The sequence below is a fragment of the Tardiphaga robiniae genome, assembly GCF_001618955.1.
In the GTDB taxonomy this organism is placed as follows: Bacteria; Pseudomonadota; Alphaproteobacteria; order Rhizobiales; family Xanthobacteraceae; genus Tardiphaga; species Tardiphaga robiniae_A.
This window is the reverse complement of the sequence record NZ_LVYV01000001.1, coordinates 95476-109860: the sequence shown is the minus strand read 5'-3', so window position 1 is coordinate 109860 and position 14385 is coordinate 95476. Positions and strand designations below refer to the sequence as shown.

Genomic DNA, 14385 nt, shown 5'->3' with positions numbered 1-14385 from the left:
GCTTCCGGCCGGTCATTCCGAATGCGCATTGCGCACCAACGCGCCGAGCAATCCCACTGCCAGACAGTACAGCATCCCCTGCGTCACCGCCGAGATGTGGCTGTTGAATAGAGAGCCAATCACGTTCTGCAATACAACCGCCTGGCCGATGATGCTGACATAATCGCGCGCGAGAAAAAGCCGTGCATGCGCGATCCACATGGCCCATAGCAGCAGCCCGCCGATCAGGCCGACCTGCAGCACGGTATGCAGCGTTTGATTGTGCGGATCGGGCGTGGCTTGGCCATAGGGCGACGGCTTCGTCGCCTCCATGCTCTGATACAGCGGCTTGATGCTCCCGGTGCCGTGGCCGACGATGGGCGAGGCCTTCACGAAGCCGACTGCCTTGCTCCAGAAATCCAGCCGCGATGCGGTCGAAACTGTTTCGCCGGCGGCGGTCTGGCCGCTATTGGCGTTGATGTCCGAGTTGATCTCTGCAATCCGGCGCTGGGCTTGTGGCGAGGTCAGCAATGCGATGCCGATCACGATCATGGCTGCGACCGCGACCATGGCAGAGCGGCGCCAGCCGCCGGCATGGATGACGAATAAACCGAGCAATGCGGTGGCCATGATCGCGCCGGTCTTCGACACATAGATCAGGAAAATGTCGGCAAAGAACAGAAGCGCGAGCACGACCATCGCAATGGCGCGGCGGGTGTCCTGCACCCAGATACGCATCGCGCCGACCGCCAGAGCGAAGGCACAAAGTGCGAAGCAGCCGGATTGAACCGCGTTGTCCTTGAAGGGCACGCCGGGCGCTTTGAACCACCCCCACGGTCCCGTGGGCCACAGGAATGCAGCCCATGACAGGGCGAGAAGACATATACAGGCGGCAAGAAAGCCATAAGCGATTTGTAACGCCTGTTTCGGCGTAAATGCCGTTGCCATTACCAATGGGATCAGCAGCAGCTTGGCGTAGGGACCAACCCATCTGATCGCGCCGCTGAGCGGCTGTATCGACCAGAGCACGCCGACCAGGATCAGCACGAACAGCGCGACCGGCAGATAGGCCGCAGGCCTCCGCAATGTGGCGATGAAACGATCGCGGTCGAGTGTCAGCAGCGCGAGCACTGCAAAGATCGACACCGCAATAGCCTGACCGCTGGTTGAGAACGGCAGCGAGAAGCCGGTGGCAATGGCAGCGATCTGCCGGGCATCCGCAAGTTTGCGCGGCAGATCGTTGTTCGTCATATGCCCAGGAGTTTCCGTGCGTTGTTCTTCAGGACCTTCGGACGCACCTCGTCGCGAATGTCGAGCTTGGCGAAGTCGGCCATCCAGCGATCCGGCATGATCACCGGCCAGTCGGAGCCGAACAGCATCTTATCCTGCAGGATCGAATTGATGTAGCGCACCAGAATCGGTGGGAAGTATTTCGGCGACCAGCCAGACAGGTCGATATACACGTTGGGCTTGTGGGTCGCGACCGACAGCGCTTCTTCCTGCCAGGGGAAGGAGGGATGCGCGAGAATGATCTTCATGTCCGGAAAATCCACCGCAACGTCGTCCATATACATCGGGTTGGAATATTTCAGCCGCATTCCCATGCCGCCGGGCATACCGGAGCCGACGCCGGTCTGGCCGGTATGGAACAGCGCGATGGCGCCGCCTTCCTGGATCGCTTCATAGAGCGGATAGGCCATGCGGTCATTGGCGTAGAAGCCCTGCATGGTCGGGTGGAACTTGAAACCCTTGACGCCGTATTCGGAGATCAGCTTGCGCGCCTCGCGCACGCCGAGCTTGCCCTTGTGCGGATCAATCGACGCGAACGGGATCAGCACGTCAGCGTTTTCTTTGGCGATCTCCAGCATCTCGTAGTTGCTGTAGCGGCGGAAACCGGTCTCGCGCTCGGCATCCACCGGGAAGATCACTGCGGCGATCTTCTTCTCGCGGTAATAGGCGGCGGTTTCCTGCACGGTCGGCGGATGCTTGTGCGGTGACTTGAAATACTCGGCCATGCGGGCCTGGAAATCATCATAGCCATCGTCCGCGTGGCAGCCGCATGGCTCTTCCGCATGGGTGTGGATGTCGATGGCGACCAAGTCGTCCGGATTGAGCAATTTCATGTCCCGCGTCTCCCGTAATTTCATCATTATCGTTGGCGGTTGCTCTAGCAAACCGGCCTGCTGAATGAAAGGCGCGGAACGCTGTCGGCCTAGCCGTTGGAGAAGGACTGTGTCCGGATATCCTGCGCAGTGCGGCGGAGCGCGGTCAGGTATTTCTCCTTTGCCGTCGCCTCGTCCATCGTGCCCGAGATCGCATTCACGCTGATCGCCGCGACGACCCGGCCGCCGTGGTCGCGGACGGGGACGGCGATGCCGCAGATCGCTGGATCGAGCTCGCCATCGATCCAGCCATAGCCTTCGGCCTCGACGCGTTCGAGCTCGCGTTCCAGCAGCGCGGGATCTGTGATGGTGCGTGGGGTGATCTGCTTGAATTCGGTGGTGGCGAGATAGTGCGTGCGCTGGTCCGGCGGCAGGGCTGCCAGCAGGACCCGGCCGAGCGACACCACGTGGGCGGGCAGGCGGCTGCCGACGGCGAGATTGGCCGAGAGAATGCGCTGCGCCGGCAATCGCAGCGCATAGACGATCTCGGTCTCGTCCAGCACGGCCAGCGAGCAGGATTCGCCGATTTCGTTGCGCAGGTCTTCCAAAGCGCGTTGCGCGTAGCCCCAGTAAGGCAGTGCATTGAGGTAGGAAAGGCCAAGCCCCAGCGCCCGCGGGCGTAGGCTGAAATAGCGACCATCGGCTTCGCAATATTTCATCACGATCAGCGTCGCCAGCATCCGGCGCGCCGTCGCGCGGCTGAGGCCCGCGATCGCGGCGACTTCCGAGAGCGTGTGCCGACCCGGTGGGCGACCCAGCGCTTCGACGGCCGCAAAACCACGGGCGATCGCCCGAACGAAACCGTCACTGTCTTTGGCCATGCACCATCCTACCGGTTCGGACTTGTCAGTCCCGGGAAACCGCGCCTATATTTGTTCGTAAGGCGGCCATAAAGTTCGCCTGGTGAACGCTAGTGGAGAAGGCGCTATGGCGCAAGCGGAAGTTTTTGAAACCGATTTCTGGAAGGACGCGAACCTGCGCAAGGTCTGGGACGAGATCGTCCCGGGCGAGCTACGCAAGACGCTGCCTTATGTCCTGACGAGGGAGGCGATCCAGCTTTATTGCCGCTCGGTTGGCGAGAACCACCCATTGTATTTCGACGAGGCTTACGCGAAGGCGTCGCCCTATGGCGGTCTGATCGCGCCGCCATCGATCCACATTCTGCTGATGTTCTCCTGCACGCCGGCCGACGACTGGATGCGCACACCTGGCACCGTCAATGCCGGCCAGTCCTGGAGCTACAACATCCCGGCACGGCCCGGAGACACCGTCACCCTGCAGGCCCGCGCGCTCGACAAGTTCATCAAGCGCGAGCGGCTGTTCGTGGTCCACGACAACGTGTTCTTCAACCAGCGCGGCGACGTCATCTGTTCTGGCCGCGGCCAGACCATCCGCCCGATGTGAGCGTGGCAAGGAGATCAACCATGACAACCAGCTTTGATAAACTCTCCACCGGCGACACCATCGACGGTCCGAGCTTCGCAGTGTCGCGCGAGTCGATCCGGCTCTTCTGCGATGGATCGCTCGACTACAATCCGCTGCATCTCGACGACAACTACATGAAGAACTCGTTCGGCAAGACCAATTTCGGCGGCATCATCATGCATGGCATGAATAATTTCGGGCTGATCACCCGGATGCTGACCGACTGGGCCTATCCTGCGGGTGCAATCCATCGCCGTCTCGAAACACGCTGGGTCAAGCCGGTGAAGCCCGGCGACACGATCCAGCCGGTTGGCATCATCAAGGCCAAGCAGACCACCGAGAAGTCGCGCTGGGTGCTGATCGACGTGCTGGTGAAGAACCAGAACGACGAGAAGGTCGCTGTTGGCGAGGCGATGGTTGAATTTCCGCTGACAGCCTAGTGGCTCAATGCAACGGTGTGCGGCATAGTCCGCACGCCGGACAAGAACAGGCAAGGGATCGAAATGAAGAAGCTCACGAGGCTCGCCCTGTCGTGTCTGGCGATGACTTTTGTCATGTTGTCGGGCGCGCTGGCGCAGAATTTTCCAGTCAGTCAGATCAAGATCATCGTGCCGTTTCCAGCGGGGGGCACGACGGACATCCTCGCACGGTTCATTGCGCAATATCTGGGCGAGAAGCTCGGCGTCACCACGATCGTCGAGAACCGGCCCGGCGCATCGGGCACGATCGGTTCGGAAGTTGTCGTGAAGTCGCCCGCCGATGGCAGCGTGTTGTTGGTCACGGCCACGCATCACGTGATCAATCCGAGCCTGCGCAAGAGTCTGCCTTACGAGACACAGAAGGACTTCTCGCCGATCGCCCTGATCGCGACGGCGCCAAATGCGCTTGTTGTGACCAAGGACTTTCCGGCGAAGTCGGTCGCCGAGTTGATCGATCTGGCGAAGAAGCAGCCCGGCAAGCTGTCCTTCGGATCGGCCGGCGTCGGCGGCGCCAATCATCTGTCGGGTGAATTGTTTAAGCAGATGGCTGGAATCAATATCGAGCACATCCCTTACAAGGGTGCCGCGCCGGCGATGAACGACCTGATCGGCGGTCATATTCCGATCATGTTCGATACGTTGCCGACTGTTCTGCCTGCTGCCGAAGCGGGCAACATCCGCGTGCTCGCTGTCACCAGCGCGCAACGCGCGGCGTCGCTGCCCAATGCCCCGACCCTTGATGAGGCCGGCGTAAAGGGGTTCGAGGCGACCGCCTGGTTCGGCATGTATATGCCGCAAGCCAATGGCAGCCCGGCCTATACGAAGCTGGTCGCGGCCATGAAGGAAATTCTGGCGGCACCCGCGACCCGCGAGAAATTCGCCACCCAAGGCGTCGAGCCGGGCAAGCTGACGGGAGCTGAATTCACGGCTTTCGTCGATTCGGAGATCAAGAAGTGGGGCGCAGTGGTGAAAACCGCGAATGTTCCGCAAGAGTGATCCGCACGGGTTTGAGGGTCCGGTGGCTGTTCCCGGACCCCCAAGCCACCAAAATACCTGCAAATATCGATCTGGTGGTCGCCAGATGCCTGGATCGGATTGACAGTCCGGCGCCCGATGGCTTAGAAACCGCGGGTCCCGGGCGACTTGGTCGCCAGCGGGTTCAAGCTCATTTTCGCTGATTTCGGCCTGCTGCGCACGGCCTTTGACGTCAGTATCGCAAGCTATCAGGATTGACCGATGAAAGTCCGTAACTCGTTGAAATCGCTGCGTGGTCGTCACCGCGACAACCGCCTGGTCCGCCGCAAGGGCCGCGTCTACGTGATCAACAAGACCCAGCGCCGTTTCAAGGCTCGCCAGGGTTGAGTTGCTGCTCGGCCGGCATTTTGCCGGCTGGCCTCACGACATCACAGGTGTTTGACGCGCTGCTGCTTTGCAGCGCGTTTTTTCGTGTCTAGACTTGCGGCATGGCATTGAGAATCCCGGCCGCAGGTTTTGGCATTCTGCTGAGCGCACTTCTGGCTGCAGTTCCCGTCTATGCGCAGGTGCGAGATCCGCAGGTCGTGACCCCGGATGCGCCGAAGAAGATTCCCGAGCCGCCCGCCAAATTGCCGAAGGTCAATGCCGACAAGACGCGCGGTCTTGATTTCCTGTTTGGTGCGCTGAAAGCGGCGCCGGACGAAGCCAGTGCCAAACACGTCGAAGGCCGCATCTGGGCCCTGTGGTCGCAGACCACGAGCGATACGACCGCGCTGCTGATGACCCGCGCCAAGACGGCGCTGGACGCCAAGCAGGTCGATCTGTCGCTGCAGTTGTTGAGCGCGGTGGTGAAGCTGCGCCCGGATTATGTCGAGGGTTGGAATCGGCGCGCGACGCTGTATTACCTGCAGAACGATTACACCCGGTCGCTGCAGGATATCGAGCAGGTGCTGATACGCGAACCCCGGCATTTCGGTGCTCTGGCAGGGCTCGGCATGATCATGCAGGAGCTGGGCGACGACAAGCGTGCGCTTGATGCGTTCCGCAAGGCGCTTGCGGTCAATCCGCATCTCGAAAAGGTGCCGGAGCTGGTCAAGACCCTGACCGAAAAGGTCGAAGGCCGCGATATCTGAGATTCCCTGAAAGCTGGGACGCTCGCGGGACATCGCGGGAACATCGCCCTGCTTTGATGCATCCCTGCTGCCCGCGATGGAAAAACAAGACATCGTCGCCGGGGAATCAAACTTCTGACACAGGAAACGGGCGAAAAGGGCGTTTTCCGAGCCACAGGAAGGGACACCTTTTGGCGCCGAAGTCATTTCCGCTATTCGCTTTGCTATGTGTGTTGATGGCCGCACCGATGGCTGCTGTGACCAGCCCTGCGCTGGCGCAGAAAGCTGATGCGCCGCCGGCGCCTGCAGCTTCGACGCTGTCCCCCGATCAGGCCAAGGCTGCGCTCGACACATTGCAAGACGACGTCAAGCGCAAAGAGATGATCGATACGCTGCGGGCGATCGCCGCGGCGACACCCGCATCGCCGGAGAAGAAGCCTGCCATTCCGCTCGACGCCGACAGTCTGGGTGCGCAATTGCTGGTGACGATTTCCGATCAGCTCGGCGATATCACGCGCGAGGTCTCGACAGCCGTGCAATCGGTCACGCGCTTTCCGGCCCTGTGGTACTGGCTACAGCGCAGCGCGAACGATCCCGCCACCTATCATCTCCTGTTCGACATCGCCTGGAAGCTTGTTGTCGTATTCGGCGGTGCGCTGGCGGCGGAATGGCTCATGGTCTGGCTGCTGCGCAAGCCGCAGGCCGCGCTCGAGGCGCGCATTCCTTTCGTCGCCCGTGCGCCGTCCTCGCTCATCGAACGTGCCGATCCACCGTCGTCCACGGCCGACTTCACCGAGGCGCCCGATCTCAACAAACGGCGGCGCAGCCTGACCCGGGCCTGGCAATCGCTGCTGCGGCTTCCCTATGTCGTCGGGCGTCTTCTCCTCGAATTGTTTCCGATTTTCGTCTTCACCGGCACGGTGTCGCTGTTGCTCGGCACCCAGATCGGCGATGCCGGGATCACCCGCCTCGCGATCCTTGCGATCGTAAACAGCTATGTGGTGGCGCGCGCCATCATCTGCGCGATGCGCGCGTTGTTCGGGCCGCTCGCTCTGTTCAGGGTGAAGGAGGAGACCGCAGCCTATCTCGAAATCTGGACGCGTCGCATCGTCGGCGTTGGCGCCACCGGCATCGCAATCGCCAATGTCGCCCTGATGATGGGCCTCTATCGCTCGGCGCATTTCGCGCTGATCAAGCTCGTGATGCTGGTCGTGCATCTGTTTGTCGTCGTCATCGTCCTGCAGTGCCGGAAGCCCGTTGCCGATGCACTCCGCGCGCCGATCGGCGCTACGGGCTTCCTGAGCGCGATGCGCAATCGCCTCGCCAGTCTCTGGCATGTGCTGGCGATTGTCGTCGTGATGGCGGCTTGGACCATCTGGGCGCTCAATATCCAGAACGGCTATGCATTGCTGCTGCGATATATCGTCGGCACGGTCATTGTCGCGCTGGTGACCCGGCTCGTCTCGATGATTGCGCTGAGCCTCATCGATCGCGGTTTCCGCATCAAACCGGAAATCCTGCAGCGCTTTCCGGGTCTTGAGACGCGTGCCAATCGTTATCTGCCACTGTTGCGCAAGGTCGTCGCAACGATCATCACGGTGATCGGCCTGGTTGCCTTGCTGGAAGTGTGGGGCGTCAATGCCATTGTCTGGTTCTATGGCGGCCAGATCGGCAGTCGGGTCGTCTCGGCTGTCATCACCGTCGGCATCGCTGCCATTGTCGCTGCGGTCGTGTGGGAAGGTAGCAATGCGCTGATGGAGCGTCAGCTCGCGGCGCTGACGCGCGATGCTCATTTCGCCCGCGCGGCGCGTCTGCGCACGTTCCAGCCGATGCTGCGCACGACATTGCTCGGTGTAATCATCGCGGTGGTTGCGCTCACCGCGCTGAGCGAGATCGGTGTCAATGTTGCGCCGCTGCTCGCTGGTGCCGGCATCCTCGGTATCGCTATCGGCTTCGGTTCGCAGAAGCTGGTGCAGGACGTGATTACCGGCCTGTTTCTGCTGTTGGAAAGCACCGTGCAGGTTGGAGACAACGTCACGGTGTCGGGCCTGTCAGGTGTCGTCGAAAACGTCTCGATCCGTACCATCCGGCTGCGTGCCGGCGATGGTTCGGTTCACATCATTCCCTTCAGCGCGGTGACCACCATCACCAATGCCAGCCGCGGTGCAGGCAACGCGGCCGTCAGCGTCAGCGTCGCTTACAAGGAAGATACCGACCGCGCCGGCCAGTTGCTGAAGGACATCGTCGAGCAGATGCGCAATGAGGCAGCTTTCAAGCCGCTGATCCGCAGCGATCTCGAATTGTGGGGCGTCGACAAGGTCGATGGTTCGATGGCGACGATCGTTGGGCAGATCAGGTGTACCGATTCCGGCCGCTGGGCGGTGCAGCGCGAATTCAATCGCCGCATGAAAATTCGCTTCCAGGAAGAAGGTATCGAGATCGCGTCACCCGGACAGACCGTCCTGATGCAGTTGCCTCCGCCGACCACTGAAGCTGCAGAGGACAATGACGCAGATATCCAGCAGAGCAAGTCAGCGCAGCGCCGCGCGAGCTAGTCATTATCGCTGCCGCTCCGGACTAACCAAAGGGCTATGTGGGACGCGATGGCACCCATATTCGCGATCTGGCCACGGCCTCTGCGATCTGGCCACGGCCTCTCTGGCAGATGGTGGCTTCTGGGTCGGTGGCAACAACCAGACCAGCACCTGCGAGATCGTCACGAGCAATCCAACGCTAGACGTCGTCGGCCCGCGTTTTTTCAGCAGCGGTCCCTATCAATCCAAGAAGGACGCGAAGCTCGCGCGTTCCACCATTCCGCAGTGTCCGAAAGTGGACGACAAAGACGAGCCGGAAGACAAGGACGATCCAGAATAGGTGCGTCTGTCGATCTAGTGCAGGACGTTATTGCCGGGCCGGATAGCTCCGAACTGGGGTGAAGCGGCATAGAGTTGCTGCAATTCCGCTTCCAGTTGCTCGTTGACCATCAGCAAAGCCTTGAGCGCGCCGCGCAAGTCGCCATTGCAGGTAGAAATGATTTCGTCGATCACAGCATCGGTTGGGCGGGCAGTCATGGAACTATCTCCAGTTCAGATCATGGCGTCAGTCCGCCGCCTGATCGTGGCGATAACCGGGCGGGAACGAATGCGTTCCTGTGGATAGCGTGGACAGTCCTTGCAGGCCGTTTGTCGCGATCGCCGTGGCAAAGCCGCCAAACGCCCCCATATCCACAATATTGTTTCCCGCCACGGGCCTTTCCTCAGTGAGAAAATTTGTGATTGTGCTGCTCGCGCTACTCGTCGTTCCCATCGTTGTGTCGGCCGCCAGATACTGGATGGGTGATCGCTCGGTAGATTGGCAGAGCGCGGATCGTTCCAGCGCCGGCCTGTTGCCACCGCCCGCCGCGCATCCCGAGGCGCTGGTGCGCGTCTTTGCGGCGCGGACGGTGCGCTGGCGCGGTATTTTTGCGGTCCATAGCTGGATCGTATTCAAGGAAAAGGGCGCGTTGCGTTATACCCGCTACGATTATACGGCGTGGGGCGAGCCGATCCGCCTGAATGGTTTTGCCGCTGACGGCCGCTGGTTCGGTGACGTGCCGAGTGCCATCGCATCCGCCGATGGTGACGCGGCCACGGCGATGATCCCGAAGATTCAAGCGGCGATCGCCGGCTACTCTTGGCGCTCTTACGGCGACTATCGGGCTTGGCCGGGGCCGAACTCCAACACCTTTGTCGCGGCCGTTCTGGCCGCCGTGCCCGAATTGCAGGTGGCATTGCCGCCCACCGCCATCGGCAAGGATTTTCCCTATGCCGGCAGTGCCTTTGGCTGGACACCTTCCGGCACCGGCGTGCGCGCCACGCTGGGCGGCTATCTCGGTGTCACCGCAGGCTGGGTCGAAGGGCTCGAGCTCAATCTGCTCGGTGCCGTATTCGGCCTCGACATTCGCCGGCCCGCGATCAAACTGCCGGGTATTGGTCGTCTTGGCGTCAGCGCGTAAGTGGCGCGCGGCGCGAAACCCTCAGGGTACCGTCGCGTAGCTGGATCGTGCACAAAAGTCCCCGGATATTGGCAATGATCTCAGTCACTGTGGTAGTCGCGCTATGCGTGCTGGCCGTGGCCACACAGGTCGGCGTGCTCGTATTCGAGCGCAAATATTCGCCAACGGGTGAGCTTGTCGATGTTACGGGCGGCCGTCTGCATGTGGTGCAGATCGGATCGCGCGATGCATCCGGCCCGCCGATTGTCCTCATCCATGGCGCCACGTCGAATATGGAAACCATGCGGCTGCCGCTCGGCAATATGCTGGCAGAAAAACACCGCGTTATCCTGATCGACCGTCCCGGCTTTGGCTGGAGCACGCGTGACGATTTGTCGAACTCTTCTCCGGCGATGCAGGCGAGGATGATCGACGAAGCGCTTGAAAAACTCGGCGTCGATCAGGCGATCGTTGTGGTGCATTCGCTTGCCGGCGCACTCGGCGCGCTGATGGCGCTGGACTATCCGCAGCGTTTCGCAGGACTGGTCATGCTGGCGGGTGTCACTTATCCCTGGCCCGGTAGCGTTGGCATCTATAACGAGGCCGTCACCACTCCGGCCATCGGCAAGCTGCTGGCCTATACGATTACGCTGCCGCTTGGCTATTTCCTGACGGATATGGGCGGACGCGCAGTGTTTGCGCCGCAGCCGATGCCGGAAGGCTATATCGCGCAGACCGCGACGCAACTTGTACTGCGGCCGCGCAACTTCCTCGCCAATGCCTGGGATCTGGTAACGTTGAAGCCCTCCGTTGTGGCGCAGGCATCGCGCTATGCCGATATCAAAGCTCCGACCGTGGTGATCACAGGCTCTGCCGACACCATCGTATCGCCGGAGATTCATTCGCGTCATTTCGCGAAAACGGTGCCCGGCGCCAAACTAATCGTGCTGCCGAACGTTGGTCACATGGTGCAAAATGCTGCACCTGATCTTATCATGAGGGAGATCGAGGGCATGATCTCGGCCGCTGACACAAAACCGAAGGCCGCCTTGCGCTAACCTCCCGTTCGATCGACTTCAACCTAAATTGAGGAGAATTGCATGACCACGACTTTCGGTTCGGCCAAATGGCAGGGTGGCATCAAGGACGGCAAGGGATCGATTTCCACCAAGAGCGGCGCGCTCAGCGACTATCCGTACGGTTTCGCCAGCCGCTTCGAAGGCAAGCCGGGCTCCAATCCTGAAGAGCTGATCGGCGCGGCCCATGCAGCCTGTTTTACCATGGCGCTGTCGCTGATCCTTGGCGAAGCAGGGTTCAAAGCCGACAATATGGAAACCAAGGCGGATGTGACGCTGGAGAAGCAGGGTGACGGCTTCGCCATTACCAAAGTGCACCTCACGCTCTCGGCCTCTATTCCCGGCGCCGACAAGACGAAGTTCGACGAACTCACCGCCATGGCAAAGGCCGGCTGCCCGGTGTCGAAGGTGCTGAACGCAGAAATCACGCTCGACGCGACACTGGTGGGTTAAGCCTCAGGCGGCGGACACAATCTCTCCTCGCCATTGCGGGGAGAGATTGTATCAGTGAACTACATATCCGCGTCGTTTGGCCCGACATAAGCGATGCGGACCATGTTGGTCGCACCTGGTGTGCCGAGCGGCACACCAGCGACAATGATAATGCGCTGGCCCGCTTTGGCGAAGCCGTCACGGAAGGCGATGCGTCCGGCGCGATCGACCATGTCGTCGAGGTCCTTTGCATCCTCCGCCACCACGCAGTGTACGCCCCACACGACCGACAGCTTGCGACCGGCGGCGAGGTTCGGCGTGATCGCTACCACCGGCGGCTTCGGCCGTTCACGGGCGACGCGCACGGCGGTGGATCCTGAGCTGGTCCAGCAAATGATCGCAGACAGATCCAGCGTCTCCGCGATCTGTCGTGCGGCGTCCGCAATGGCGTCACCAGCTGTGGGCTCGGGCTCGGGGCGCTGGGCCATCAGCACGGTGCGATAGGTCGGATCGCGCTCCACTTCCTCGCCGATGCGGTTCATCGTCGAGACGGCTTCGACCGGGAATTTGCCGGCGGCGGATTCGGCCGACAGCATGACGGCATCCGCGCCCTCGTAGATGGCCGTCGCGACGTCGGAGACTTCGGCACGGGTCGGCACCGGACTCTGGATCATCGACTCCAGCATCTGCGTAGCGACGACGACGGGTTTGCCGGCGCGGCGCGCCATGCGCGTCATGCGCTTTTGTAGACTTGGTACCCGTTCCAGCGGCAGTTCGACGCCGAGATCGCCGCGCGCGACCATCAGCGCGTCGGAGGCTTCGAGAATGCTGTCGAGACGGTCGATGGCCTGTGGTTTCTCGATCTTCGACATGATGGATGCGCGGCCGCGCACCAGCCGCTTGGCCTCATGCACGTCCTCGGCGCGCTGCACGAAGGACAGGGCTATCCAGTCGATGCCGGTCTCGAGTGCGGCTTCCAGATCCAGGCGGTCCTTCGGCGTCATGGCCGACACCGGCAGGTCTGTATCGGGCAGGCTGACGCCCTTGCGGTCGGAGATGCGGCCGCCGACCACCACGCGCGTCACCGCGCGGTCGTTCGATGTCTCCTCGGCAATCAGCCGCAGCTTGCCGTCGTCGATCAGCAGCGCATGGCCCGGGCGAAGTGCAGCGAGAATTTCCGGATGTGGCAGGTGCACGCGGGTGGCGTCGCCGGGGGCAGGATCGGAATCCAGCACGAAGCTCTCGCCGTTCTTGAGCTGCACGCCGCCTTCGGCAAAGGCGCCGACGCGCAGCTTCGGGCCCTGCAGATCGACCAGAATGCCGATGGGGCGGCCGTAGCTGCTCTCGACATTGCGGATGGTCTTCACCAACTCGCGCATCTTGTCATGCGGCGTGTGGCTCATATTGATGCGGAACACGTCGGCACCAGCCTCGAACAGCTTGCGGATCATCGCGCTGTCCGAGGAGGCGGGGCCGAGCGTGGCCAGAATCTTGATGCGGCGTTGACGTCTCATTGTTTGCCTCCCGGCGGTACTGATGGCGGCAGGGTCGTTGACCCGCCCGGGGGCGCGCCACCTGGCGTGTTGGGCAGACCGGGGAAGCCCGCACCGGGGGCGCCCGGAGGCGGTCCGGTTGGCCCCGGAATGCCCGGCAGCTTCGGCGGTTGTTCGTTGGTTTCAGTCAGTTGCACCGTCCAGGCACGCTGTTCGCCGGTGTCGACCTCAAAAAAGCCGGTCCGGTCAAAGCCGCGCGCGAGGCAGTTTTCCGTGCCTTTGATGGTGAATTCCTTGTCGCGGGAGCACATGAAGGCCTGACCCGACCACTCACCGCCCCGGTCGTAATCGAGTGCGTAGATATAATAATACCGCGCAACCAGGGTTCCGCGCAGCAAGGTCTCGCAGGCTCGGGATGAGACGTTCCACCAGCCCTCGGTGGTCCAGCCTTCGGCATCCTTGTAGCCCAGCGCGATCCCGACCCGGCTCGAGGTGTTGTTGCACAGCCGGAAATCGGCCGCTGCGGGGCTCGCCCATAGGCACGACAAGGCCAGCGCCAGCACCGGCAACAGGCCGGCGAGGGGGACGCGTCGAAATGATCGGGAATGGGAATCTCTTGCGGTCATGCGGCGAAGCTATCTCAATTCGTTGACGATTTCGCTTGACCCGGCGGGCCTGTCAACGGTCGCGGAACCAATTCTGTTCCGCCAGGCGGTTTGCGTTGTGATATGGCAAAATCTGTGACAGCGCCCATGTTACACGAAGACGACAGGCCGGTATCGGGTGCAACAGCGAGACCATTCATGGCGATTGACGACAAGATCCAGACCGAACTCGAGGCCGCCGCCTTTCGCCGGCTCGTTGACCATTTGCGCGGTCGCACCGATGTGCAGAATATCGACCTGATGAATCTGGCCGGCTTCTGTCGGAACTGCCTGTCAAACTGGCTGAAGGACGCTGCCGACGCCAAGGGCGTGGCGATGACCAAGGATGAGAGCCGCGAAGCGATTTACGGCATGCCTTACGAGACCTGGAAATCGCTGCATCAGGCCGAGGCCAAACCCGAACAAATTGAGGCCATGAAGAAAGCGCACAGCGGGCACTGACGATTTCTCGTCTTTTTGAGGCATGAAATCAAAGCTGTGTGGGCGCTGTGGATGACCGCGAAGGCGCCTTGACGCAAGGCGCCGTGGTCTTGAGTGTCATTTCCTTAAGATTAATGCGCGCATAACGCTGCGCACTCAAACCCACCCCATATCCGCCTAAACCAACATCAGTT

General features: G+C 61.5%; 18 protein-coding genes. 11 read left to right on the top strand and 7 right to left on the bottom strand.

The features are described from left to right. Window positions 1-12: 12 nt before the first annotated feature. The 3 genes from A4A58_RS00560 to A4A58_RS00550 all read right to left on the bottom strand — a co-directional run bounded on the left by A4A58_RS00560 (window position 13) and on the right by A4A58_RS00550 (window position 2962). Window positions 13-1230, bottom strand: coding sequence for an O-antigen ligase family protein (locus tag A4A58_RS00560; RefSeq protein WP_068728854.1), 1218 nt, complete (start codon window positions 1228-1230; stop codon window positions 13-15). Next, window positions 1227-2102 carry an amidohydrolase family protein gene (locus tag A4A58_RS00555; RefSeq protein WP_068728853.1) on the bottom strand — a complete coding sequence of 292 codons (876 nt, stop codon included), beginning with the start codon at window positions 2100-2102 and terminating at the stop codon, window positions 1227-1229. Before A4A58_RS00555 ends, A4A58_RS00560 begins: the two co-directional genes overlap by 4 nt. Window positions 2103-2191: 89 nt before the next feature. Beyond that, window positions 2192-2962 (bottom strand): IclR family transcriptional regulator domain-containing protein, encoded by a 771-nt coding sequence (locus tag A4A58_RS00550; protein WP_068728852.1) that lies wholly within the window; start codon window positions 2960-2962, stop codon window positions 2192-2194. Between the two features lie 106 nt (window positions 2963-3068). On the opposite strand from A4A58_RS00550, the gene A4A58_RS00545 reads away from it, so the two are divergent. The 7 genes from A4A58_RS00545 to A4A58_RS31730 all read left to right on the top strand — a co-directional run bounded on the left by A4A58_RS00545 (window position 3069) and on the right by A4A58_RS31730 (window position 9006). Continuing rightward, on the top strand, window positions 3069-3545 hold the full coding sequence (locus tag A4A58_RS00545) for a MaoC family dehydratase (RefSeq protein WP_068728850.1): 477 nt from the start codon (window positions 3069-3071) through the stop codon (window positions 3543-3545). Between the two features lie 20 nt (window positions 3546-3565). Next, entirely contained in the window at window positions 3566-4006 is a 441-nt protein-coding gene (locus A4A58_RS00540) for a MaoC family dehydratase (RefSeq protein ID WP_068728848.1), read from the top strand. 63 nt (window positions 4007-4069) lie between these two features. Next, window positions 4070-5041, top strand: coding sequence for a Bug family tripartite tricarboxylate transporter substrate binding protein (locus A4A58_RS00535; protein WP_068728846.1), 972 nt, complete (start codon window positions 4070-4072; stop codon window positions 5039-5041). A 240-nt stretch (window positions 5042-5281) separates the two neighbouring features. Further along, a complete protein-coding gene (ykgO, locus tag A4A58_RS00530) occupies window positions 5282-5407 on the top strand; it encodes a type B 50S ribosomal protein L36 (protein WP_055038661.1) in 126 nt (41 codons plus the stop codon). Window positions 5408-5508: 101 nt separating this feature from the next. After that, entirely contained in the window at window positions 5509-6153 is a 645-nt protein-coding gene (locus A4A58_RS00525; protein ID WP_068728845.1) for a tetratricopeptide repeat protein, read from the top strand. A gap of 215 nt (window positions 6154-6368) precedes the next feature. Beyond that, entirely contained in the window at window positions 6369-8687 is a 2319-nt protein-coding gene (locus tag A4A58_RS00520) for a mechanosensitive ion channel domain-containing protein (protein WP_068728844.1), read from the top strand. Then, the gene (locus tag A4A58_RS31730; protein ID WP_349509561.1) at window positions 8638-9006 is read left to right on the top strand and encodes a hypothetical protein; all 369 of its coding nucleotides are present in this window, start codon (window positions 8638-8640) and stop codon (window positions 9004-9006) included. The genes A4A58_RS00520 and A4A58_RS31730 overlap by 50 nt, the downstream gene beginning before the upstream one ends. Window positions 9007-9020: 14 nt before the next feature. On the opposite strand, the gene A4A58_RS00515 is transcribed toward A4A58_RS31730, so the two are convergent. After that, entirely contained in the window at window positions 9021-9203 is a 183-nt protein-coding gene (locus A4A58_RS00515; RefSeq protein ID WP_068728843.1) for a hypothetical protein, read from the bottom strand. A gap of 28 nt (window positions 9204-9231) precedes the next feature. Then, window positions 9232-9378: a hypothetical protein gene (locus tag A4A58_RS30665; protein WP_158005629.1), complete on the bottom strand. Its 147-nt coding sequence runs from the start codon at window positions 9376-9378 to the stop codon at window positions 9232-9234. Between the two features lie 13 nt (window positions 9379-9391). Between A4A58_RS30665 and A4A58_RS00510 the strand changes: the two genes are divergently transcribed. From A4A58_RS00510 to A4A58_RS00500, 3 genes are all read left to right on the top strand, one after another. Beyond that, complete coding sequence (locus A4A58_RS00510) at window positions 9392-10126, top strand: DUF3750 domain-containing protein (RefSeq protein WP_244499617.1); 735 nt, start codon at window positions 9392-9394, stop codon at window positions 10124-10126. A gap of 74 nt (window positions 10127-10200) precedes the next feature. Next, window positions 10201-11163, top strand: a complete 963-nt coding sequence (locus A4A58_RS00505) for an alpha/beta fold hydrolase (protein ID WP_068728840.1) — start codon at window positions 10201-10203, stop codon at window positions 11161-11163. A 42-nt stretch (window positions 11164-11205) separates the two neighbouring features. Further along, a complete protein-coding gene (locus A4A58_RS00500; RefSeq protein ID WP_068728838.1) occupies window positions 11206-11634 on the top strand; it encodes an OsmC family protein in 429 nt (142 codons plus the stop codon). Window positions 11635-11693: 59 nt separating this feature from the next. Here the strand turns inward: A4A58_RS00500 and pyk are convergent, their stop codons facing one another. Further along, window positions 11694-13127, bottom strand: a complete 1434-nt coding sequence (pyk, locus tag A4A58_RS00495; RefSeq protein ID WP_068728836.1) for a pyruvate kinase — start codon at window positions 13125-13127, stop codon at window positions 11694-11696. After that, a complete protein-coding gene (locus A4A58_RS00490; protein WP_068728834.1) occupies window positions 13124-13732 on the bottom strand; it encodes a DUF1036 domain-containing protein in 609 nt (202 codons plus the stop codon). Before A4A58_RS00490 ends, pyk begins: the two co-directional genes overlap by 4 nt. A 177-nt stretch (window positions 13733-13909) precedes the next feature. On the opposite strand from A4A58_RS00490, the gene A4A58_RS00485 reads away from it, so the two are divergent. Next, window positions 13910-14212, top strand: coding sequence for a DUF1244 domain-containing protein (locus tag A4A58_RS00485; protein WP_068728832.1), 303 nt, complete (start codon window positions 13910-13912; stop codon window positions 14210-14212). The last annotated feature ends 173 nt before the right edge of the window (window positions 14213-14385 follow it).